This is a genomic window from Streptomyces sp. AK08-02, assembly GCF_033795085.1.
Classification (GTDB): domain Bacteria; phylum Actinomycetota; class Actinomycetes; order Streptomycetales; family Streptomycetaceae; genus Streptomyces; species Streptomyces echiniscabiei.
On the sequence record NZ_JARAZV010000022.1, the window covers coordinates 114,072 to 134,008 of the forward strand.

17 protein-coding genes are annotated in these 19,937 nt (G+C 69.9%); 11 read left to right on the forward strand and 6 right to left on the reverse strand.

Features of this window, described 5'->3' with window-relative positions; translation table 11 throughout:
* Position 1: 1 nt before the first annotated feature.
* Together PV734_RS38115 and PV734_RS38120 are read right to left on the reverse strand one after the other, a co-directional pair.
* A complete protein-coding gene (locus tag PV734_RS38115) occupies positions 2 to 871 on the reverse strand; it encodes an MEDS domain-containing protein (RefSeq protein WP_319293975.1) in 870 nt (289 codons plus the stop codon).
* A gap of 162 nt (positions 872 to 1,033) precedes the next feature.
* A complete protein-coding gene (locus PV734_RS38120; RefSeq protein ID WP_415924332.1) occupies positions 1,034 to 2,023 on the reverse strand; it encodes a helix-turn-helix transcriptional regulator in 990 nt (329 codons plus the stop codon).
* 112 nt (positions 2,024 to 2,135) lie between these two features.
* Between PV734_RS38120 and PV734_RS38125 the strand changes: the two genes are divergently transcribed.
* On the forward strand, positions 2,136 to 3,569 hold the full coding sequence (locus tag PV734_RS38125) for an MFS transporter (protein ID WP_319293977.1): 1,434 nt from the start codon (positions 2,136 to 2,138) through the stop codon (positions 3,567 to 3,569).
* Positions 3,570 to 3,791: 222 nt separating this feature from the next.
* On the opposite strand, the gene PV734_RS38130 is transcribed toward PV734_RS38125, so the two are convergent.
* Both PV734_RS38130 and PV734_RS38135 read right to left on the reverse strand, forming a co-directional pair.
* Positions 3,792 to 6,062: an ABC transporter permease gene (locus PV734_RS38130; RefSeq protein ID WP_319294037.1), complete on the reverse strand. Its 2,271-nt coding sequence runs from the start codon at positions 6,060 to 6,062 to the stop codon at positions 3,792 to 3,794.
* 101 nt (positions 6,063 to 6,163) lie between these two features.
* Complete coding sequence (locus PV734_RS38135; RefSeq protein WP_319093363.1) at positions 6,164 to 6,856, reverse strand: ABC transporter ATP-binding protein; 693 nt, start codon at positions 6,854 to 6,856, stop codon at positions 6,164 to 6,166.
* Between the two features lie 310 nt (positions 6,857 to 7,166).
* On the opposite strand from PV734_RS38135, the gene PV734_RS38140 reads away from it, so the two are divergent.
* The 3 genes from PV734_RS38140 to PV734_RS38150 all read left to right on the forward strand — a co-directional run bounded on the left by PV734_RS38140 (position 7,167) and on the right by PV734_RS38150 (position 9,613).
* Complete coding sequence (locus tag PV734_RS38140) at positions 7,167 to 8,588, forward strand: sensor histidine kinase (RefSeq protein WP_319293979.1); 1,422 nt, start codon at positions 7,167 to 7,169, stop codon at positions 8,586 to 8,588.
* Positions 8,573 to 9,298 (forward strand): response regulator transcription factor, encoded by a 726-nt coding sequence (locus tag PV734_RS38145; RefSeq protein WP_319093365.1) that lies wholly within the window; start codon positions 8,573 to 8,575, stop codon positions 9,296 to 9,298. The genes PV734_RS38140 and PV734_RS38145 overlap by 16 nt, the downstream gene beginning before the upstream one ends.
* 108 nt (positions 9,299 to 9,406) lie before the next feature.
* Complete coding sequence (locus tag PV734_RS38150) at positions 9,407 to 9,613, forward strand: hypothetical protein (protein WP_164320171.1); 207 nt, start codon at positions 9,407 to 9,409, stop codon at positions 9,611 to 9,613.
* 95 nt (positions 9,614 to 9,708) lie between these two features.
* Here PV734_RS38150 and PV734_RS38155 read toward each other — a convergent pair whose 3' ends face one another.
* Positions 9,709 to 11,091, reverse strand: a complete 1,383-nt coding sequence (locus tag PV734_RS38155; protein ID WP_319093366.1) for a glycine--tRNA ligase — start codon at positions 11,089 to 11,091, stop codon at positions 9,709 to 9,711.
* A gap of 208 nt (positions 11,092 to 11,299) precedes the next feature.
* On the opposite strand from PV734_RS38155, the gene PV734_RS38160 reads away from it, so the two are divergent.
* The 7 genes from PV734_RS38160 (at position 11,300) to PV734_RS38190 (ending at position 19,080) form a co-directional block, all read left to right on the forward strand.
* Entirely contained in the window at positions 11,300 to 12,259 is a 960-nt protein-coding gene (locus PV734_RS38160) for a metal ABC transporter substrate-binding protein (protein ID WP_319293981.1), read from the forward strand.
* Positions 12,260 to 12,306: 47 nt separating this feature from the next.
* A complete protein-coding gene (locus PV734_RS38165; RefSeq protein ID WP_319293983.1) occupies positions 12,307 to 13,074 on the forward strand; it encodes a metal ABC transporter ATP-binding protein in 768 nt (255 codons plus the stop codon).
* The gene (locus tag PV734_RS38170; protein ID WP_319093369.1) at positions 13,074 to 13,976 is read left to right on the forward strand and encodes a metal ABC transporter permease; all 903 of its coding nucleotides are present in this window, start codon (positions 13,074 to 13,076) and stop codon (positions 13,974 to 13,976) included. Before PV734_RS38165 ends, PV734_RS38170 begins: the two co-directional genes overlap by 1 nt.
* A 58-nt stretch (positions 13,977 to 14,034) precedes the next feature.
* The gene (locus tag PV734_RS38175) at positions 14,035 to 14,451 is read left to right on the forward strand and encodes a transcriptional repressor (protein ID WP_319093370.1); all 417 of its coding nucleotides are present in this window, start codon (positions 14,035 to 14,037) and stop codon (positions 14,449 to 14,451) included.
* 152 nt (positions 14,452 to 14,603) lie between these two features.
* Complete coding sequence (locus tag PV734_RS38180) at positions 14,604 to 15,836, forward strand: MFS transporter (protein ID WP_319093371.1); 1,233 nt, start codon at positions 14,604 to 14,606, stop codon at positions 15,834 to 15,836.
* Between the two features lie 233 nt (positions 15,837 to 16,069).
* Complete coding sequence (locus PV734_RS38185; protein WP_319293985.1) at positions 16,070 to 18,496, forward strand: M4 family metallopeptidase; 2,427 nt, start codon at positions 16,070 to 16,072, stop codon at positions 18,494 to 18,496.
* Positions 18,497 to 18,693: 197 nt separating this feature from the next.
* A complete protein-coding gene (locus tag PV734_RS38190) occupies positions 18,694 to 19,080 on the forward strand; it encodes a hypothetical protein (protein WP_319093373.1) in 387 nt (128 codons plus the stop codon).
* Here PV734_RS38190 and PV734_RS38195 read toward each other — a convergent pair.
* Positions 19,070 to 19,915, reverse strand: a complete 846-nt coding sequence (locus PV734_RS38195; RefSeq protein WP_319093374.1) for an isoprenyl transferase — start codon at positions 19,913 to 19,915, stop codon at positions 19,070 to 19,072. The two genes, PV734_RS38190 and PV734_RS38195, sit on opposite strands and share 11 nt — an antisense overlap.
* Positions 19,916 to 19,937 lie beyond the last annotated feature (22 nt).

Here is a 19,937-nt window from a genome sequence, read left to right on the forward strand (position 1 = left end):
TTCACCACTCCCCCCTCGGGGTCTGTGCCTCCGGCTCCGGATCCGATTCCGTACGAAGCCTCAACTGCCCTACGTCGTCGGAACCCAGGCCTCGGAGGACCGCTTCGAGGATCGGGTCGCAGCGGACGTCGAGAGTGTCGCCGTCGGGCAGTTCCCGGGCGAAGCCGATGAGCTGCCAGGCGGCGTGCGCCTCCATGTAGAACAGGCCGGTCAGGTCGAGTGCGTACCGGAGGGGGCCGGAGCCGCCCGTACCGATCACTTCGAGGGCGTCCAGGTGCGTCATCACCCGCAGCGGGTGGACCGTCCGCATCGCGGCCACCAGATGGTCGGTGTACTGGTGACGGCTGTACCAGCACATCGCGGTGAGGCGCGGATCCACGAAGAGCGGTCGCATGAACGCCTCGTAGTCGAGGAGTCGGTCCTCGCTGACGCCGGCCCGCTGCCCCCAGGCCATGTCCGCCCCGACCCGCAGCCCGGTCCACCCATCGGTCCGTGCCCGCTCCAACTCGTCGGAGTAGAGACGGAACTGGCGCTCCTCGGAGAAGCTGCCGTCAGGGACGTAGACAGCGCTGTTGCGTACGATCTCCAACTGACCGCTCCGCCATGCGGTTTCAGCCTGTCCGGTGCCGGTGTCGAGACGGGCGAGGGCGTCGTCGTCGCCCACGTCGGCGGGGTCGAGGACGACCATCACCTTCTCGCCACGGGTCAGTCCGGTGCGGGTGTAGGCGGTCAGTACCTGCCAGTGGGCGTGGGCGTCGGGCACGTCCAGGCAGGCGTGGTCGCCGGGGCGCAGCGCCTGAACCTGGACGGGAACGCTTCGGCCAGTCGAGTCCGCGTGCCCGTGTGCATGCTCAGGTGCGTGTTCGGTCATCGAGGGCGCCTTTCCGGGCGTTGATGATCAACTCCCGACGACGTTAGGGAAACGCCTGCGCCGAGGCGTTGCCGCCACCCCCAACACACCTCACGGAGAGCGGAATTGACCGCCAAGGTTTGATCTTCCGACCGAACTCGACCGGCTGCCGACCCTTCTCGACTACTCGCCTGCTTCTTCTCCCCAACCTCCGCCCAAGGCCATCGCGTACAGCTTCTCCAGGCGCTCGCGTGTCTCCTCGTCCGTCGGGACGAGCGTCACCAGCCGGGTGCCCAGTTCCGGGGCGAGCCACAGGTCGGTGTGGTCGACGGTGAGCAGACCGACGTACGGATTGCGGAACTGCTTGGTCTTGCCCCGGGCGGCGACCACCTCGTACCGCTCCCAGATCGCACAGAACTCCGGGGACCGGGTACGCAGCCGCTTGAGCATCAACTTCCAGGCGGGGTCGCCGAGATGGGCGGCCTGCTGGACCCGGAGTTTGGCCGCCATCACCCGCATCGTCTCTTCGAGCAGGACGACCGACGAGCGCCACTCCTCGTTCGTGTAGACGAGGAGCATGAGGTTGCGGTCCTCGGGCGGTACGGCGTCCAGGTCTCCCATGAGACGGCTGTACGTGCGGTTGTACGCCTGGATGTCGTACCGGCTGTTCTGGATGCAGGCCGGGATCGGGTCGAGGGCGCGCAGCAGTTCGCGGATGGCGGGGGTGATCGTCGGGCAGCTCGCGGCGGGGGTGGGGTCGACGGCTCCGGCCAGCTGGAAGAGGTGGGCGCGTTCGCTCGGGTCGAGCAGGAGGGTGCGGGCGAGGGCGTCAAGCACCTGTTCGGACACCTGGATTGCGCGGGCCTGTTCGAGCCAGGTGTACCAGGTGACGCCCACGGCGGAGAGCTGGGCGACCTCCTCCCGGCGCAGACCCGGCGTACGGCGGCGTCGGCCGCGCGGCAGCCCGACCTGTTCGGGGGTGATGCGCTCGCGGCGGCTGCGCAGGAAGACGGCCAGCTCGTGGCGCCGGATTTCCGAGCCGCGCCCACCGGGCCGCTGCGGTTCCCGCTGCTGCGGGCCCGGCTGGTCCTGGCGGGCCCGCTGGTCCTGGCGGTCCGGCCGGCCCTGCGGCTGCCGTTGCTGAGCGGTGGTTTCCTGGGCGATGGTGGTCACAGTGCCACTCTCCCTCCACTCCTCGTCCGTTCCGACCCTGTTTCCAGGTACTCCTACTACCAGGATAAAGACACTCTGGTACCCCCCTCAGAGACGGCGCAGGCTGGTCGACGTGACCAACACAAGCACCCCACCCACCGCCACCGTCCGCTCCCCCGCCGACCCACCCGTACTCGGCGGGCTCGGCCTGTTCACCGTGCTCCTCGGGGCGGCGCTCCCGCTCATCGACTTCTTCATCGTCAACGTCGCCCTGCCCACCATCGGCCGGGATCTCTCGGCGAGCGAGGCCGTCCTCGAACTGGTGGTCGCCGGGTACGGGGTCTCGTACGCCGTCCTCCTCGTCCTCGGCGGGCGGCTCGGCGACCTCTTCGGCAGGCGCCGGCTCTTCCTGGGCGGCATGGCGGCCTTCGCCGTCACCTCCCTGGCCTGCGGTCTGGCACCGACGGCGTGGACCCTGGTGGTGGCCCGTATCGCGCAGGGCGCGGCGTCCGCGGCGATGCTGCCGCAGGTGCTCGCGACGATCCAGTCGGCGACGGCGGGCCCGCGCCGCGCGAGGGCGATGGGCCTGTACGGCGCGACAGCGGGCCTGTCGATGGTCGCGGGCCAGATCCTCGGCGGCGTACTGGTGGCCGCCGACATCGCGGGCACGGGCTGGCGCTCGGTGTTCCTGGTGAACGTGCCGGTGGTGCTGCTCGGTCTGGTCCTGGCCGCCCGGACGGTCCCGGAGACCCGCTCGCAGCACCCGGAGCCGGTGGACGTCCCCGGGACGGTCCTCCTGGGGGTCTCCCTGATCACTCTGCTGGCCCCGCTCACGGAGGGCCGGGCGGCGGGCTGGCCGCTGTGGACGTGGCTGTCGCTGGCCGCGTTCCCCTTCGCGGCGGCGGCGTTCTGGGCGACCGAGCGCGGCGCGGACCGCAAGGGCCGCACTCCGCTCGTGCCGCCGACCCTTTTCGCGCTGAAGTCTCTGCGACGCGGTCTGGTGATGATCGTGCCGTTCTCCATCGGCTTCAGCGGGTTCATGTTCGTGATCGCGGTGGCCCTGCAGCGAGGGGCGGGCCTGGGGCCCGTGCAGGCGGGGATGGCGTTGGCCCCGATGGCCGTGACGTTCTTCGCCGTCTCTCTCGCCGGGCCGCGCCTGGTCGCCCGGTACGGCACCCGGATCGTGACCGTCGGGGGCCTGATCCAGGGGGTGGGCGTGGCGCTCATCGCCGTCGCGGTGTGGCGGTCCTGGCCGGACCTGGGTCTGGTGCAGTTGCTGCCGGGGGCGGCGGTCGCGGGTGCGGGGCAGGCGCTTCAGCTTCCCGTTCTCTTCCGGATCATCCTCTCGGAGGTCGAGCCGGCGCGGGCGGGGGTCGGTGGCGGGGTCATGGTCACCACGCAGCAGTCCGCGTTGGCGCTGGGGGTGGCGACGTTGGGCACGCTGTTCCTTTCGCTGACGCCGGGGATGGGGATGCGGGATGCGTTGGTGACGACGTTGGTGGTGCAGGTGGGGGGTATCGCGCTGACGACTCTGCTCAGTTTGCGGTTGCCGCGGAGGGTTGGTTGAGGGTGCGGGTGCGCTGTGGCTTTTCGCGCAGTTCCCCGCGCCCCTGAAAGAGCGCTTGCGGGTGCCGGGCCGTCGTGGCTTTTCGCGCAGTTCCCCGCGCCCCTGAAAGAGCGCTTGCGGGTGCCGGGCCGTCGTGGCTTTTCGCGCAGTTCCCCGCGCCCCTGGGCGGGAGCGCCCCTTCGGGGCTGCTCCCTGCCCAGGTCGGAGAGGCCGCCCTGGGACTCACTCCGTTCGTAGGGCCGTTGCCGTTTGGGTTTTTGCTGTCCAGGTTGCTGGGGGGAGGGCGCCCAGGAGGGCGATGGTGGTGCCGGAGAGGGTCAGGAGGGTCAGTTGCCAGGGGGTGTAGACGTGCAGGACGGACGGTGGGAGTTCGGTGCCTGCGGCGTGGCCCATCACCGGGAGGACGACGCCGTGCAGGGCGAAGCCGGCCGGTACGCCGAGCAGGCCGCCCAGTACGCCGATGCCGGCCACCGAGGCGAGGACGAGGCTCACCGTCTGGCGTGGTGACATGCCGAGCGCCTTGCAGACGCCGAGGTCATGGACTCGTTCCCGGGTGTCGAGGACCACGGAGTTGAGGACGCCGAGGCCGGCCACGGAGACCAGCATGAGGGTGAGGAGAGCTGCCATCGACTGCAGGATGACGACGAAGTCGTCCTGTCCCGAGGCGGCGTTCGCCATCGCGTCGCCGCCGAGCGGCTGAACCACGGCCGCGAGTTTCGTGGCGTACTCGGCGGGAGAGACGCCCGGCTTCACCTCGACGAGGAACATCCGGGGCTGGGCCGCCGGGAAGTCGGCGAGGTTGCCGTGGATCCCCGTGCCACCGTTCGACGTGTCGAAGGCCTCGCCGACGATCCGCAGGGTCCGGGTGTCCCCCTCGTAGGTCACCCGCACCGTGTCACCGATCTCGGTGCCGGTCCGTTCCAGGTAGCCCGAGCCGACCACGACCTGCCCCGCGCCGTCGAGCCAGTGCCCGGAGATCATCTCGTAGCTGCCGGGACGGGAGTCACCCTGGTACTGGTAGAGGGCGATGCGTACCGAGCCGGCGACACCGGCCACGGAGGCCTCGTCCCGGGTCATGGCGTAGTACGAGGCGGTGCCTTCCTGCGCCTCGACGGCGGCTCGTATGCGTGCCGGATCGGCCGTAGAGGACTCGGGGCGGCCCGGTCCGCTCCCCGGTCCGCCGCCACCACCGAACACCGTGACCGCCGCCCGCTCCTCCGGGTCGGCCGCCGCGCTGACGGCGGTCAGGGACGCGGTCAGCCCCACCGCGAAGGTCGCCGCGATGGTGCCGAAGGCCACCGCGAGCAGCATCGCGGCCGTCCGGACCGGATGCGCGAAGGGGCTCGCGAGACCGTACGTCACCGCCCTGGGCAGCGGCAGCCGTCCCGCCGCCCGGTGCGCCCACTGGCCGCGTCCCGGACGCGGGGCCCGGCCCACCGCGATGGCCTCGACCGTACTGAGCCGCCCGGCGCGCAGCGCGGGCACCAGCGCGGCGGTCCCGACGACCAGCAGCGCGCCGGCCGGCACCACGACGTCCACCCACCACGTAACGCCCAGCGTGGCGGTGCCGTACGCCTGCTCGGTGTCGTCGAGGAGGGGTACGGCGAGCAGGTTGCCGAGGGCGACCCCCAGCCCGATGCCGACGGCGGCCGGGATCAACGCCTGGGCCACATAGGCGCGTACGACCTCACGCGGGGTGAAGCCGATGGCCTTGAGGATGCCGATCCTGCGCAGACTCGATCCGACGGCGCCGCTGGTCACACTGCCGACGATGATCACCGACATCACGATGCCGAGGACGCCGAAGGCGATGAGGAAGGGGATGGTCGGCGCCGCGCCCTGGTCCGCGTCGCGCTTGGTCTCCAGACAGGACAGGCTGCCCAGCAGCGCGCCGGACGGCACGGCCGCGGCGAGCAGTTTCCGGTCGGCGGTGAGCTGTCGCTCCGTCCCGGCGGAGTCGAAGCGGTACAGCATCTGGCTGGTGAGGGGCGCCTCGGCCGACGCCAGCGCCCTGGCCTGGGCGGGGGTCGCCCACGCGTCGGCGGTTCTGCTGACCGACAGGGCGAAGCCGACGATCGTCAGGGACGGGCTGTCCGCGGCGTCCGAGGTGTGGAGGGTGGAGCCGAGCTCCAGGTCGGGGCCGACGAGCGACGAGTCCAGCACGATCTCGCCCGGTTTCGCCGCCCAGCGGCCGGACTTGAGGTCCAGATCGTCGACGTCGGCCCGGGGACCGGACCGTCCGACGAGCGTGAGCGTCGGCAGGTGGCCGCCGGACGAGTCCACCGGCCGGATCGACGTCGCCGGGTACGGTCCCGCGCTCGCGGTGACGCCGGGCTGCTTCCCGGTGGCCGCCAGCCGCGCCGTACTCGCCCTGGCCGGATCGAACTGGACGGTCAGATGCGCGCCACGCTGCTGCGCGAACGCGTGGTCGAAGGGCGCGTTCGCGGCGACGATCAGTGACCCGGCGACCACCGACGAGGCGACGGCCATCATCGTGGCCACGGCGATCACCACCGTCTGTACCCGCCGCCGTCCCACACCGGATCGCACGACCCGGCCGAGCGCACCGCCCCTTCCCGCTCTTCCGAAGACGTTCAACGGGACGCCCCCGCCCGGGTGTCGAGGGCCAGGTGACCGTCGACCAGATGGATCGTCCGGCTCGCACACGCCTCGGCGAGCGCCAGGTCGTGCGTCACCAGCACGATGGTCTGCCCACCCCGGTGCAGCTCCACCAGCAGCTCCCGTACGTCCTCGCCCGAGGCGGTGTCGAGGGCGCCGGTCGGCTCGTCGGCGAGCAGCAGGGCGGGGCGGTTGACCAGGGCCCTGGCCACCGCGACGCGCTGGCGTTCACCGCCGGAGAGGCGGCCCGGATAGGCGCGGGCGTGCTTCTGGATGCCGAGCACCTCCATGAGCTCCCCGGCGCGGGCGGCCGTCTCGCGCCGTGCGGTTCCGGTCAGTTGGGCGGGGAGCTGGATGTTGTCGGTGACGGTGAGGTCGTCCAGCAGGTTGAAGAACTGGAAGACCATGCCGATCTGTTCGCGGCGGAACCGGGCCAGCGCGTGTTCGTTCAGGTCGCCGAGCCGCCGGCCGGCCACGGACACGGTGCCCTCGGTGGCCCGGTCCAGCCCCGCGACGAGGTTCAGCAGGGTGGACTTCCCGCTGCCGGAAGGGCCGGTCACGGCGAGGGCCTCGCCCTGTTCGACCGAGAGGGTGAGCGGCCCGAGCGCGGGCCGGCCGGCCCTGTCATAGCGCTTGGCCACGTCCTCCAGTTGGATCACCTGAGTCATGAACTCGCCTGTCTCTACGGTCGGTTCGAGCGGGAAGTTGTCGGACCCGGCGAACGTAGGGCCGGGCGCGGGTGCGGCGCGTCGGCCGCGACACCGACGTCCGGCCCTCCCGGCGGAGGACCCGGCGATGGGGTCATCCCTGCGAAGTACGCCTGAGGAACGGCTTGTTGGGCCGTTCGGTGCGCGGGGACGCGCGTCGGGCCCCCCACCCCCACAATGAGCCGATGGAGACGGGGTATCGGGCGACCGGGCATCGGACGACGGGGTATCGGGGACCGCGTCATGGGCACGGGGTTACGGGGACGCGCTGATGGAGACCGAGTACCGGCGCACGCGTCACTGGCGTCGGCAACTGTGGGACGCGCTGCGGCCGGAGCCGAAAGCCGCTCCGCTGTCGCGACGGGCCGTGTACGCCGATCTGGCACTGGCGGTCGTACTGACCGTCGTCGCGCTGATCGTCGCGGCGAGCTATCCCGGCGACGGGCCGGTGCGCTTCTTCCCGTCGACCCAGTACGGGAGCGGCAGCGTGAGCACGCGCGTGCCGGGGACCGAGGTCGTGCCCCCCGGCCCACCCCTCCCGCCTGTCCCGCCCATACCCCGCTCGCCGTCCCCGGAGGACGAGGGGTCCGTCGCTCCCTGGCCGCTGGTCGTCCTGTCGGCGCTGCCTCTGCTGGCCAGGCGCCGGTATCCGCTGGCGGTGTTCGGAGTGGTGCTGGCCGCCGCCGTGACAATCGGCGACGAGGCCTCCTGGATCACCGTGCTGACCTGCGTCATGGGCGCCTACAGCGCCGTCACGCACAGCCGTTTCCGGGTGGGGGCCATAGCGGCGATGGTCGTCGGCGCGGTCCTGGCCGGACTCGCGTTCCAGCAGGCGGAGCCCCTGCTTCCCGGCTGGTCGAGCCCCGGGGTCGTACTGCTGGTCGCCGGGGTGCTGGCCGGTCTGGTCCGTTTCTGGCGGCGACGCCTGGCGGCCGACCGGGACCGGTTCGCGCGGTTGCAGCGGACGCAGGAGGAGGCCATGCGGCGGGCGGTCGTGGAGGAGCGGGCCCGGATCGCCGCCGAGCTGCACGACGTGGTGACCCACAATGTCAGCGTGATGGTGATCCAGGCCGGGGCGGCACGCAAGGTGATGGACGCGGCGCCCGAGCGGTCCAAGGAGGCGTTGCTCGCGGTGGAGGCCGGGGGCCGGGCGGCGATGGCCGAACTCCGGCATGTGATGGGCCTGTTGGCGGCCCCGGACACCGGCACAGGCCCCCAGGAGACCCCCGCCGACGGCCTGGAGCCGCAGCCCGGCCTGGACCGGCTCGACGCCCTGACGGAGCGGGTGCGCGGCGCCGGGACACCGGTGGTCGTCGCGGTGTCGCTGCCGCCCGACCCGTTGCCGCCCGGGGTGGACCTGACGGCGTACCGCGTGGTGCAGGAGGCGCTGACCAACACGATCAGGCACGCACCCGGCGCCGAGGCCTCCGTCCTGATCGGCTGGACGGACGACCGCCTCCAGATCGAGGTCGGCAACACCCGCGCCACCACCATCGACTCCCCTTCCCCGCAAGGCGGCAGCGGAGGAGACGGTAGAGGCGAGAGCGGAGGTCGCAGCGACGTGACCGGCAACGGCCGGGGGCTGATCGGGCTGCGTGAACGGCTCGCGGTGTACGGCGGAACGCTCACCGCCGGCCCGACCCTCGCCGGCGGCTACCGCGTCAAGGCCGACGTCCCGTGGCGGACCCCGTGAACGGGAACCGGCCGCCCCGGCCGGCGCACCCACCGCTGCGTGCCGTCATCGCCGACGACCAGGCGCTGGTCCGTACGGGCTTCGGGATGATCCTGGCCGCCGACGGCATCGAGGTGACGGCCGAGGCGGCGGACGGCGCCGAAGCGGTGGCCGCCGTACGACGCACCCGGCCCGACGTCGTCCTCATGGACATCCGGATGCCGGGCATGGACGGTATCGAGGCCACCCGGCGGATCCTCGCCGACGACGCACCGGAGGCCGGGGGCACCCGAGTCGTCATCCTGACCACCTACGACCTCGACCACTATGTGTACGCCGCCCTCACCGCCGGCGCCTGTGGCTTCCTCCTCAAGGACGTCACCCCGGAGCATCTGGTGGCCTCCGTACGCCTGGTGCAGGCAGGCGACGCCCTGCTCGCCCCCGCGATCACCCGCCGACTGATCGAACGCTTCGCCCAGCGCCAGGAGCCCGCACGGACCCCGGCCCGGCACGCCGACCTGTCGGGCCTGACACCCCGTGAGCTGGAGGTGCTGCGGCTGCTGGCCACCGGCCTGAGCAACGCCGAGCTGGCGGAACGGCTGTTCCTGAGCCCGACCACGGTCAAGACGCACGTCGGCCGCATCCTGTCGAAACTGGAACTGCGCGACCGGGTCCAGGCGGTCGTACTGGCCTACGAGACGGGCCTGATCGCCCCCGGGACGGAACCCTGACGCCCGAGGACCGCCGACTGTCTCAACTCTTCACACAGCCGCCCCCTGTTGATGTTGCTCTTGCTGCAAACTCCTTGCTGCACGCATCCCCTGGACGGCGGAGAGGTCATGTTGCAGACCAACACGAGCAAGGTGAGCCGCTGGGACCAGCACGGACGGGAGCACATCGTCCACGTCACGCGCACCGGGGCACAGCGCCTGATGAGCTGCGACACCTGCGGCTGGCGAAAGAAGGTCCAGTTCCTGCCCTGGCTGAAGGCGGAGGAGCATCTCGCCGAGGAACACCAGGCAACGGTGGACCCGACGGCGGGGTAATTTTTTAGCCCGTCCGGCGATTGAGGACGAGGCCGTTCAGGCCGAAACGGGGGCCTGGGGGCAGCGCCCCCAGACCCCCGCCCGGTCAGCCGGACCTAGCAACCAACGAGACGCTGAGCCAGGTACCCCTCGATCTGGTCCAGCGACACACGCTCCTGCTTCATCGTGTCCCGCTCGCGAACCGTGACCGCGTTGTCGTCCAGCGTGTCGAAGTCGACCGTCACGCAGAACGGCGTACCGATCTCGTCCTGGCGGCGGTAACGGCGGCCGATGGCGCCCGCGTCGTCGAACTCGATGTTCCAGTTCTGGCGCAGGGCGGTCGCCAACCCCTTTGCCTTCGGGGACAGTTCGGGGTTGCGGGACAGCGGCAGGACCGCGACCTTGACCGGCGCGAGGCGCGGGTCGAGGCGCAGCACGGTGCGCTTCTCCATCTTGCCCTTGGCGTTGGGCGCCTCGTCCTCGAAGTACGCGTCGAGGAGGAACGCCAGCAAGGAGCGGCCCACACCGGCCGCGGGCTCGATGACGTACGGCGTGTAGCGCTCGCCGGCCTCCTGGTCGAAGAAGGAGAGGTCCTGGCCGGAGGCCTTGGAGTGGGCCGTGAGGTCGTAGTCGGTGCGGTTGGCGACGCCCTCCAGCTCACCCCACTCGTTGCCGCCGAACTGGAAGCGGTACTCGATGTCGGCGGTGCGCTTGGAGTAGTGCGAGAGCTTCTCGGCCGGGTGGTCGTACCAGCGCATGTTCTCCTCGCGGAGACCGAGGCCGGTGTACCAGTTCCAGCGCTCCTGCATCCAGTACTCCTGCCACTTCTCGTCCTCGCCCGGCTTGACGAAGAACTCCATCTCCATCTGCTCGAACTCGCGGGTGCGGAAGATGAAGTTGCCGGGCGTGATCTCGTTGCGGAACGACTTGCCCATCTGGGCGATGCCGAACGGCGGCTTGCGGCGCGAAGTGGTCTGCACCTGGGCGAAGTTGGTGAAGATGCCCTGGGCGGTCTCGGGGCGCAGGTAGGCGACCGAACCGGAGTCCTGGGTCGGGCCGAGGTGCGTCGACAGCAGACCGGAGAACTGCTTGGGCTCGGTGAACTGGCCCTTGTTGCCGCAGTTGGGGCAGTTGATGTCGGCCAGGCCGTTGGCGGGCGTACGGCCGTGCTTGGCCTCGTACGCCTCCTCCAGGTGGTCGGCGCGGTAGCGCTTGTGACAGGAGGTGCACTCGGTGAGCGGGTCGGAGAAGGTCGCGACATGGCCGGAGGCCACCCAGACCTCGGGCGCGAGGATCACGGACGAGTCGAGACCGACGACGTCCTCGCGCGACGTCACCATGTAGCGCCACCACTGGCGCTTGAGGTTCTCCTTGAGCTCGACACCCAGCGGCCCGTAGTCCCAGGCGGCGCGCTGGCCGCCGTAGATCTCACTGCACGGGAATACGAAGCCACGGCGCTTGCTCAGGCTGACGATGGTGTCGATCTTGTCGGCGGCCACGGTGCTCTCTTCATTACGACGATTTACGACGACAGGCGATGAAGCGGACGCGTCCGGACGAGCGGAAGCGGATGCGCTTCAGAGCGAATGACTCAGGTTACCGGCGGGGCCCGCCCCCCAATCAAATCGGTTCCGGTAGCGGGCCGCGCCCATACCCCAAAAGCCCGCTTGTTGACAATCGTTTCCAGAATCATTGAAAATGACTGTCATGAACGTACGACGACTCATATCGGGCACCGCGATCGCGGCGGCCACCGCGCTCGGCCTCGGTGCCCTGTCCGCCTGTTCCTCGGATTCGAGCGCCTCCGACCGGAACGTCACCGGGCAGCTCGACGTCGTGGCGTCGTTCTATCCGATGCAGTACCTGGCCGAGCAGATAGGCGGCAGGCATGTCTCCATCAGCACCCTGACCGAGCCCGGCCAGGAGCCGCACGACCTGGAGATCAGCGCCAAGCAGACCGTGGACCTGCAGAAGGCCGACGCGGTCCTGTACCTCAAGGGCCTTCAGCCCGCCGTCGACGAGGCGGTGGCACAGTCCGAGGCGAAGACGAAGATCGACGCGGCGGCCCTCACCACCCTTGAGAAGCACGACGGCACCGGGCACAGCCACGAAGGTGAGGAAGCGCACTCCGACGAGGACTCCTCCGGCCTCGACCCGCACGTCTGGCTCGATCCGATGAAGTACGCCGAGATCGCCGACGGGGTGAGCGCCGCCTTCCAGAAGGCCGATCCGGCCAACGCGGCGGAATACAGGAAGAACACCGGGGCGTTGACCGCGAAGCTGACCTCGCTCAACACCTCGTTCGAGGCCGGCCTGAAGAACACGGCGACCAAGGTGTTCTTCACCAACCACGCGGCCTTCGGCTACCTCGCCGAGCGCTACGGCCTGACCCAGGAGGCCATCACCGGTGTGGACCCGGACAGCGAGCCGAGTGCCGCGCGGATGAAGGAACTTCAGCAGGAGGCGAAGGCGGACGGAGTGACCACCGTCTTCTACGAGACACTCGTCTCCGACAAGACCGCGAAGACCCTCGCCGAGGACGCGAACCTCACGACGGACGTCCTCGATCCGCTGGAGGGCATCACCGAGAAGTCCCGGGGCACCGACTACATCGCGGTCATGGAGTCCAACCTCAAGGCACTGCGGACGGCTCTGGGCGCCAAGTGAGCGGTACAGGTGAGCGGTAACCGATGATCGTCACGGAGGATGCAGGCATGGGCGAGCCCGTCATTTCGCTGCGCGGTGTGCGCGCCGAGCTGGGCTCACGCCCGGTCCTGCGCGGCATCGACCTCACCGTGGGCCGCGGTGAGGTCGTCGCGCTGCTCGGCGCCAACGGCTCGGGCAAGTCGACCGCGATCCGTACGGTCATCGGCCAGGTCCCGGTCAGCGCGGGCGAGATCGAGCTCTTCGGCATCCCGCGCCGCCGCTTCACGGACTGGCGGCGCGTGGGCTACGTACCGCAGCGGACGACCGCGGCCGGCGGTGTGCCGGCGACGGTCACGGAGATCGTCGCGTCGGGCCGGCTCTCCCGCGCCCGTTTCGGCGTGCTGCGCAGGGCCGACCACGAGGCCGTACGGCGGGCCATCGGCCTCGTCGGTCTCGCGGACCGGGCCAAGGACTCGGTGAACGCGCTGTCGGGCGGCCAGCACCAGCGCGTACTGATCGCCCGTGCCCTCGCCTCCGAACCCGAGCTGCTGATCATGGACGAGCCGATGGCCGGCGTCGACCTGGCGAGCCAGGAAGTGCTGGCGCGGACACTGCGGGAGCAGGTCGCGGCCGGTACGACGGTGCTGCTCGTGCTGCATGAACTCGGGCCGCTGGAACCGCTGATCGACCGGGCCGTGGTCCTGCGTGACGGGTGCGTGACGCACGACGGGCCGCCCCCGCAGGCGGTCGGACAGCACGCCCTGCCCGGCCACGACCACGTACACCCACACGCGGCTCACGACGCCGAACCGATCAGGACGGGACTGCTGAGCTGATGGACTTCCTCGACTACGCCTTCATGCAGCGGGCCCTGCTGGCCGCGGTGCTCGTCGGCATCACGGCCCCCGCGATCGGCATCTACCTGGTCCAGCGGCGCCAGGCGCTGATGGGCGACGGAATCGGCCATGTCGCCATGACCGGCGTAGGCCTCGGTTTCCTGCTGAACACCTCACCGGTGTGGATGGCGACGGGTGTCTCCGTCGTCGGCGCGGTGATGATGGAACTCATCCGCTGGTACGGGAAGACGCGCGGCGACATCGCCCTCGCGATGCTGTTCTACGGCGGTATGGCCGGCGGCGTGATGTTCATCAACCTCGCGCCGACCGGCTCGAACGCCAACCTGACCTCGTATCTGTTCGGCTCGCTCTCGACGGTCAGCGAGTCCGACGTGACAGCGATCTGTGTGCTCGCGGCGCTCGTGGTGCTGGTCACCATCGGTCTGCGCCGGCAGCTCTTCGCGGTCAGCCAGGACGAGGAGTTCGCCCGGGTGACGGGGCTGCCGGTCCGGGCCCTCAACCTCCTCACGGCGATCACGGCCGCCGTGACGGTGACGGTCGCCATGCGGGTGGTCGGGTTGCTGCTGGTCAGCGCCCTGATGGTGGTGCCGGTGGCGGCGGCCCAGCAGCTCAGCCGGAGCTTCGCGGCGACGTTCGCCATCGCCGTCGCCATCGGGGTGTCCGTGACGATCGGCGGGACGGTGACCTCGTACTACCAGGATGTCCCGCCCGGTGCGACGATCGTCCTGCTGACCATCGGTGCGTTCATCGCGCTGACCGCTCTGGCGACCCCGCTGGCCCGTCGCCGAGCCCGTGCCGCGACCGCCGCGCAGGCGGTCGGGGACCCGGCGGAGTGTGTGATTCCGGCCAGCAGGGAAGCCGCCGACAGAGCGGGCGTCTGACCGCGCACAGTCCGGGCTGGCACAATGGCCCGGCAAGCGCAGACGTGAGGAGACAACGGTGACGACGGCCGGTCCGCCCGTTAAGGGACGATCCACCCGCCAGCGTGCCGCTGTGGCGGCGGCGCTGGACGAGGTCGACGAGTTCCGCAGTGCCCAGGAACTCCACGACATGCTCAAGCACAAGGGCGACTCGGTGGGGCTGACGACCGTCTACCGCACGTTGCAGTCCCTGGCGGACGCGGGTGAGGTGGATGTCCTGCGGACGTCGGACGGCGAGTCGGTGTACCGGCGCTGCTCGACCGGCGACCATCACCATCACCTGGTGTGCCGTGTGTGCGGCAAGGCGGTGGAGGTGGAGGGGCCCGCGGTGGAGAAGTGGGCTGAGGCGATCGCCTCCGAGCACGGGTTTGTGAACGTGGCTCACACGGTGGAGATCTTCGGGACCTGTGCGGAGTGCTCTGCGGTTGGGCGGTAGGTAGGTTCGGTTCGTTGTCGGGTGCGGGTGCGTTGTGGCTGGTCGCGCAGTTCCCCGCGCCCCTATAACGGGCGTCGGCCCGTCGTGGCTGGTCGCGCCGTTCCCCGCGCCCCTGTGGGGGCGCTCCAGCCCGCGTCCGATACGTTCTCGCGGTGAGTCATGTCGGGGAAACAGACCAGCAGCTGAGCCGTACCTCCCTGGGGGCTCCCTTTCGGTGGCTCTGGGCCGCCTACGCCACCAGCGTCTTCGGGACCTGGCTGGCCTTTGACGCGTTTCCTCTGATCGCCGTCCTCGTGCTGCACGCCGGGCCCGCCCAGGTGTCCTTGCTGGCCGCCGCCGGAGTGGCCGTCGGGGCCGTGGTGGCTCTGCCGCTCGGGCCCTGGATGGAGTTTCGGCGGAAGCGGCCGGTGATGGTCGCGATGGATCTCGTGCGGTGCGGGGCGCTGCTCAGCGTTCCCGCCGCCTACGCGCTCGGGATGCTCTCGTTCGGGCAGCTCGTGGTCGTCGCCGTCATCGTCGCCGCCGCCGACATCACCTTCACCGCCGCCGGCGGGGCCTGCCTCAAGGGGCTCCTGCCGCCGTCCCAACTCCTCGTCGCCAACGGGCGGTTCGAGTCGACGATGTGGACGGCGAGTGTGCTCGGGCCACCGCTGGGCGGGGTCGCCATCGGGCTGCTCGGGCCGGTGGCCACGGTGGTCGCGAACGCGGTGAGTTTTCTGCTGTCGGCGGTCGGTATCCGGGCGATGGGCGGGGACGAGCCCCGTCCGGAGGGGAGGCCGCAGGCGCGGGTGCGTACCCGTGATCTGCTCGACGGCTGGCGGTTCGTTCTGGGCGATCCGGTGCTGCGGCCCCTGTTCCTGAACACCGTGCTGGTCAGCGGGCTGATCATGGCGACGGCGCCACTGGTCGCCGTCCTCATGCTCGGGCGGTTCGGGTTCGCGCCCTGGCAGTACGCCCTCGCCTTCGCCGTGCCCTGCACCGGCGGGCTCATCGGTTCGCGTCTGTCCCGGCCGCTGGTGGCGCGGTACGGGCAGCGCGGGATCATGCTCGCCTTCGGGACGCTGCGGGTGTGCTGGCCGGTGGGGATGGTGTTCCTGCACGGCGGCACGTCGGGGCTGGTCCTCGTGATGGTCGTGCAGTTCGGGCTGATCCTGAGCATGGGGGTGTTCAACCCGGTGTACGCCACCTACCGGCTCCAGCACACTCCGGCGGACCGGGTGGCCCGCACCCTCTCGGCCTGGTCGGTGTCCAGCAAGCTGACCGTCGCCGCGCTGACCGCGCTGTGGGGACTGCTGGCCGCGCTCACCACGCCCCTGACCGCCGTCGGGGCCGCGGGTGTCCTGATCCTCGCGACTCCGCTGCTGCTGCCCCGTATCGAGGACTGAGGGCCGCCGAGGGGTACCGCCGGGTAGCGGGGCCCCGTCGTCCGCACAGGGATAACCCTCGACCTCTTATTTTTTGCTGACATGCACTCCTCAAAGCTGCCACTCTTCCGGCAGTCACCCCCCACGTCTCATGCACATCAGGCACTGCTCAGCTCATCCCGGGCCGCACACCCCCGTTCGCCCGGTTCTGTTTCCGGCCGCAGAAGGCGCGGCCGTCGCAGGAGGAGTCTCGAGTGAGACGAAAGTCCAGCACCACCCCCCACAGATCCGGCCGCACCAACAAGGCCACCGCGGCAGGCGCCCTGCTCGCCACCGCCACTCTGCTGGCCGTCGGCGTACAGACGGTCCCCGCCGCCGCCAAGCCCGCGGCGCCGGCCCCCAGTCCGCTGCGCGCGGGCGCCGTCCCGGCGAAGCTCACCCCCGCCCAGCGCACGGCGCTGATCAGGACCGCGGCGCAGCACACGACGCAGACCGCCGGCACCCTGGGCCTCGGCGCCAAGGAGAAGCTGGTCGTCAAGGACGTCACCAAGGACGCCGACGGTACCGTCCACACCCGCTACGAGCGCACCTACGCCGGACTGCCGGTCCTCGGCGGCGACCTCGTCGTGCACACCCCGCCCGCCGCCAAGGCCACGGGCACGGTGAGCAGCACGTTCAACACGCGGCGGGCCATCTCGGTCGCGTCCACGACCCCCACGTTCGCCAAGTCGGCAGCCGAGACGAAGGCGCTGGGCGCGGCCAAGGCGCTGGACGCGGAGAAGGCCACCACCGACAGCGCCCGCAAGGTGATCTGGGCGGGCAACGGTACGCCGAAGCTGGCCTGGGAGACGGTGATCGGCGGCCTCCAGGACGACGGCACCCCGAGCCAGCTGCACGTCATCACGGACGCTCAGACCGGCGCGAAGCTGTACCAGTTCCAGGCCATCAAGACCGGCACCGGCAACAGCCAGTACAGCGGCACTGTCACCATCGGGACGACGCTGTCCGGTTCGACGTACCAGCTGAACGACACGACGCGCGGCACCCACAAGACGTACAGCCTCAGCAACGGCACCTCGGGCACCGGCACCCTGATGACGGACGCCGACGACACCTGGGGCACCGGGTCCGGGTCCAACACGCAGACCGCCGGTGTCGACGCGCACTACGGCGCCCAGGTGACGTGGGACTTCTACAAGAACACGTTCGGGCGCAGCGGCATCAAGAACGACGGTGTGGCCGCCTACTCGCGCGTGCACTACAGCACGGCGTACGTGAACGCGTTCTGGGACGACGACTGCTTCTGCATGACGTACGGCGACGGCACGAGCAGCACCCACGCGCTCACCTCGCTGGACGTGGCCGGGCACGAGATGACGCACGGCGTCACCTCCAACACGGCGGGCCTCGACTACTCCGGTGAGTCGGGCGGGTTGAACGAGGCGACCTCCGACATCTTCGGCACCGGCGTCGAGTTCTACGCGAACAACTCCTCCGACGTCGGTGACTACCTCATCGGCGAGAAGATCGACATCAACGGCGACGGTACGCCGCTGCGTTACATGGACAAGCCGAGCAAGGACGGTGGCTCGGCGGACAGTTGGTACTCGGGCGTCGGCAACCTCGACGTGCACTACTCCTCGGGTCCGGCGAACCACATGTTCTACCTGCTGTCGGAAGGCAGCGGCTCCAAGACCATCAACGGCGTCACGTACAACAGCTCGACCTCCGACGGTGTCGCCGTCGCGGGCATCGGCCGGGCCGCCGCGCTGCAGATCTGGTACAAGGCGCTGACGACGTACATGACGTCCAGCACCACGTACGCCCAGGCGCGCACCGCCGCGCTGAACGCCGCCGCGTCGCTCTACGGCTCCAGCTCCACCCAGTACGCGGGTGTGGGCAACGCCTTCGCGGGCATCAACGTCGGCAGCCACATCACCGTGCCGACCACCGGTGTCTCGGTCACCAACCCGGGCAGCCAGTCGTCGACGGTCGGTACGGCGGTGAGCCTGGCGATCACGGCCAGCAGCACCAACAGCGGCTCGCTGACCTACTCGGCGACCGGTCTGCCGACCGGCCTGTCGATCAGCAGCTCGACGGGCACCATCTCCGGGACCCCGACGACAGCGGGCACCTACAGCAGCGTGGTCACAGTGACCGACAGCACGGGCGCCACCGGTACGGCGTCCTTCACCTGGACGGTCAGCGCGACCGGCGGCGGCTCCTGCACCTCGGCGCAACTGCTGGGCAACGCGGGCTTCGAGTCCGGCAACACCACCTGGACCGCCTCCAGCGGCGTCATCACCACCTCCAGCAGCCAGGCGGCCCGCACCGGCTCCTACAAGGCCTGGCTCGACGGCTACGGCGCCACCCACACCGACACCCTGTCCCAGTCGGTGACGATCCCGAGCGCCTGCACGGGCACCAAGCTCACCTTCTACGTCCACATCGACACGGCTGAGACCACCACCAGCTCGCAGTACGACAAGCTGACGGTCACCGCCGGTTCGACGACCCTGGCGACCTACTCCAACCTGAACGCGGCCAGCGGTTACGTCCTGAAGACGATCAGCCTGTCGGCCTACGCCGGCACGACGGTCGCGCTGAAGTTCACGGGCGTGGAGGACTCGTCCCTCCAGACGAGCTTCGTGATCGACGACACGGCGGTCACGACCAGCTGACCACCGCGCACCGACCACCCCCCACGGGTACGACAGCGGCACCCGGCGCCTTCTTCTCGGCGCCGGGTGCCGCTGGGTTTCGTCGGGCGTCGTCGGACGTTGCCGAGAGGGCTCGAATCCGCCCTGTGGAAGGTGACGGCCGTTGCCACAATGAGTGGCCCGTCAACCTGCCCGTCAACCTGCCCATGGAGCTGACCATGCGTAGATCCGCCGCCCTGCTGGCCGTTGCCGCCGCCCTCGGCATCCCGTTGACGATGCCGGCCCCAGCCGCCTCGGCCAGCGTTCCGAGAACCGAGGTCATCTGCCAGGACTGGTCCATTTTCCCGCAGTACATCCGGCACATCTTCCTCAGTGCCGACAACCCCACGGGCACCAGGGACTTCAACGAGTTCCCGGACATCCTCACCTGCTACGAGTGGTCCGGTTCGACACCGGCCACGGTCTCGTACACCATCAGCTATGTCGCGAACGGGGTGGACCATCCCGACGGGTACACGGGCATCCTCACCATGGGGCACGGCTTCTCATGGGGCACCCCCTCGCCGGACTACGTCTACCGGGCGAGTTTCACGCTCATCCCCTGAAACCCTTCATGTCCCGCTGCATTTCCAGCAGTTGCTCATTCGGGACCGCGCCGCCGAACCGCCGGTCGCGGGAGGCGAATTCGACGCAGGCACGCCACAGGTCTCGGCGGTCGAAGTCGGGCCAGAGCACGTCCTGGAAAACCATCTCGGCGTAACTCGACTGCCAGATCAGGTAGTTGGAGGTGCGCTGTTCACCACTGGGGCGAAGGAAAAGGTCGACGTCCGGCATGTCCGGGTAGTAGAGGTACTTCTGGATGGTCTTCTCGTTGACCTTCTCGGGGTCGAGCCTGCCGAGAGCCACATCCCGGGCCATCGCCTTCGCGGCGTCGGCGAGTTCGGCCCGACCGCCGTAATTGACGCAGAAGTAGAGCGTCATGGCGTCGTTGTTCTTGGTCTGCTCCTGGGCGACCTGGAGTTCCTGTACGACGGACTTCCACATCTTGGGCATACGCCCGACCCACCGGATCCGGATACCGAGTTCGTCCATCTCGTCGCGCCTGCGCCGGATGACGTCACGGTTGAAGTTCATGAGGAAGCGGACCTCTTCCGGTGACCGCTTCCAGTTCTCGGTGGAGAAGGCGTAGAGGGAGAGATTCCTGACGCCGAGTTCCAGGCATCCCTTGAGGACGTCGAGGACGGTGCCTTCGCCGACCTTGTGACCTTCGGTACGCGGCAGCCCTCGCTCCTTGGCCCACCGTCCGTTGCCGTCCATGACGATCGCCACATGGTTGGGTACGAGTTCGCCGGGTAGCTTCGGCGCGGTGGCGCCGGAGGGGTGCGGTTCCGGCGTCTTGTACTCGCGGCGCTGGCGCCCCAGGATTCCGCGTACGGCCATGAGTCTCTCGTCTCTTTCCTAC